Origin of the sequence: uncultured Amaricoccus sp. (genome assembly GCF_937858865.1) — a bacterium.
Taxonomy (GTDB): Bacteria; Pseudomonadota; Alphaproteobacteria; order Rhodobacterales; family Rhodobacteraceae; genus Amaricoccus.
Genome location: NZ_CALLYO010000071.1, coordinates 1 through 2,466, shown reverse-complemented (window position 1 = coordinate 2,466; position 2,466 = coordinate 1). Strand labels below are relative to the sequence as shown.

Below are 2,466 nucleotides of genomic sequence, written 5' to 3'. Positions count from 1 at the left end.
CCGTCGACACCCTCTCCGGCGGCGAGAAGCGCCGCGTCGCCCTCTGCCGCCTCCTCCTCGAGCAGCCCGAGATGCTGCTGCTCGACGAGCCCACCAACCACCTCGACGCCGAGACCATCGCCTGGCTGCAGAAGCACCTAATCGACTACCCCCACACCATCCTCATCGTCACCCACGACCGCTACTTCCTCGACGACATCACCGGCTGGATCCTCGAGCTCGACCGCGGCCGCGGCATCCCCTACGAGGGCAACTACTCCTCCTGGCTCGAGCAGAAGGCCAGGCGCCTCGAACAGGAAGCCCGCGAGGACAAGGCCCGCCAGAAGACCCTCACCCGCGAGCTCGAATGGATCCGCCAGGGCGCCAAGGCCCGCCAGGCCAAGCAGAAGGCCCGCATCAACGCCTACAACGACCTCGCCTCGAAATCCGAGCGCGAGAAGATCACCAGCGCCCAGATCGTCATCCCGAACGGCCCCCGCCTCGGCCAGAACGTGATCTCCGTCGAGAACCTCGAGAAACACTACGGCGACCGCGAGCTGATCGCCGACCTCAGCTTCAAGCTCCCCCCCGGCGGCATCGTCGGCGTCATCGGCCCGAACGGCGCCGGCAAGACCACCCTCTTCCGCATGCTCACCGGCCAGGAACAACCCGACTCCGGCACCATCGAGTACGGCGAGTCCGTCCAGCTCTCCTACGTCGACCAGTCCCGCGACAGCCTCGACCCGCAGAAGACCGTCTGGGAGGAAATATCCGACGGCCTCGACATGGTGAAGCTCGGCGACGCCGAGATGAACTCCCGCGCCTACGCCTCCGCCTTCAACTTCAAGGGCAGCGACCAGCAGAAGAAGGTCGGCCTCCTCTCCGGCGGCGAGCGCAACCGCGTCCACCTCGCCAAGCTGCTGCGCGCCGGCGGCAACGTCCTCCTCCTCGACGAGCCCACCAACGACCTCGACGTCGAGACCCTCCGCGCCCTCGAGGACGCCCTCGTCGACTTCGCCGGCTGCGCCGTGGTGATCTCCCACGACCGCTTCTTCCTCGACCGCATCTGCACCCACATGCTCGCCTTCGAGGGCGACGCCCACGTCGAATGGTTCGAGGGCAACTTCGAGGACTACGAGGCGGACAAGATCCAGCGGCTGGGACCGGACGCGGTGGAGCCGAAGCGGATCAAGTACAAGAAGTTTGCGCGATAACGGTATAGAAAAGGCATTGCGCAGACCCAGCCTGCATACCATATTGCCGATGTTCGAGTTCGATCCGGCCAAGAGCGCCGCCAACCTCGAGAAGCACGGGATCGATTTCGAGGAGGTTCAGGCCGTCTGGGCCGACACGCGCCGCCTCGAAATCCCGGCCCGCACGCTCGGCGAGGTACGGTGGGCGCTCATCGGCAGGATCGGCCTCCGGCACTGGACGGTCATCTTCACCCGGCGCGACGACCGTCTGCGACTGATCTCCGCCCGCCGGGCCCGCAAGGAGGAGGTGGCCCTCTATGAAGAAGGTTTCCACTGAGGAGTTCGACCACGCCTTCGACGCCGGCGGGGACATCACCCCCCACCTCGACCTCGACCGCGCCACCCGCCCCGGCCTCGCCGCCCGCCGCGTCAACGTCGACTTCCCCGCCTGGATGGTCGAAGGCCTCGACGCCCGCGCCGCCCACCTCGGCATCACCCGCCAGGCGCTGATCAAGATGTGGATCGCGGAGCGGTTGGAGTGACGCCGCACACTCGCCGGGCGCTGAGCGGAGGTGCAGCGGCGATACGCATCACCTAACGTGAGACGACATGAGCATCACGACGGCGGAGGACACTCGACAAAGGTTTATCGACCGGCTTGGAAGCGAGTTTGGAGACTACTTCTTCCATTTAGATCAGAGCGTTATCGGTTTGGTCTCACTGTGGGACGTGTATCGCTCCCTGTTTGGAACAAATAAGGAGCGGGTCGACCTTCTCAATCAGGCATCCGGGTATGTTACTCGAACCATCCAGGATTCGCTCCACGAGCGCATAGTCCTTGGAATTTGCCAGGTTTCTGACCCATACGTCTCGAAAGGTCGGCGGAACGTCACGGTTTCGGGGCTTCCCGAGTTTGTCACCGCGCCCGAGCATCGCGCCGCGATGCTACCCATGATTGATGCCGTGAGGGCCAGCACGTCCTTCGCGCGGGACCTTCGCAACAAGATGATTGCGCACGCCGATCTCGAGGCCGTAACCGGAAGCTACGCGGTGGACTATTCGACGCGGGAAAGAATCGTCGCTGCTATACGGTCTGTCATCGTGCCGCTTCGCTACGTTCATTTCCAATATTTCGAGGCCACGCAGCTTTATCACGCCATACATCCGCTACCTAACGCCGTTGGATTCTTGAGATGTATCTATCTTGGGGTTGCGAAGGTAGAGGAACGGAAGAAAGCTCTAAAGCTGGGACCGCGGGATATGTGGTTCCCCGCTTGGCTGGACGAGGCCGAGC

Annotated in this window: 4 protein-coding genes; all 4 read left to right on the top strand. The window is 63.8% G+C overall.

The features are described from left to right. Nucleotides 1–1,193: energy-dependent translational throttle protein EttA (gene ettA / locus Q0112_RS01860; RefSeq protein ID WP_297970618.1), on the top strand; the 1,193-nt coding region annotated here is incomplete at its 5' end. Nucleotides 1,194–1,242: 49 nt separating this feature from the next. Beyond that, nucleotides 1,243–1,509 carry a BrnT family toxin gene (locus Q0112_RS01855; protein ID WP_297970616.1) on the top strand — a complete coding sequence of 89 codons (267 nt, stop codon included), beginning with the start codon at nucleotides 1,243–1,245 and terminating at the stop codon, nucleotides 1,507–1,509. Further along, nucleotides 1,490–1,714 carry a hypothetical protein gene (locus Q0112_RS01850; RefSeq protein ID WP_297970614.1) on the top strand — a complete coding sequence of 75 codons (225 nt, stop codon included), beginning with the start codon at nucleotides 1,490–1,492 and terminating at the stop codon, nucleotides 1,712–1,714. The genes Q0112_RS01855 and Q0112_RS01850 overlap by 20 nt, the downstream gene beginning before the upstream one ends. A 67-nt stretch (nucleotides 1,715–1,781) precedes the next feature. Further along, on the top strand, nucleotides 1,782–2,466 hold a 685-nt coding region (locus tag Q0112_RS01845; RefSeq protein ID WP_297970612.1), incomplete at its 3' end, for a hypothetical protein.

Bases quoted from the DNA above. Each gene is read 5' to 3' on its own strand.
- Q0112_RS01855 (WP_297970616.1), top strand. From the start codon at position 1,243: ATGTTCGAGTTCGATCCGGCCAAGAGCGCCGCCAACCTCGAGAAGCAC.
- Q0112_RS01850 (WP_297970614.1), top strand. From the start codon at position 1,490: ATGAAGAAGGTTTCCACTGAGGAGTTCGACCACGCCTTCGACGCCGGC.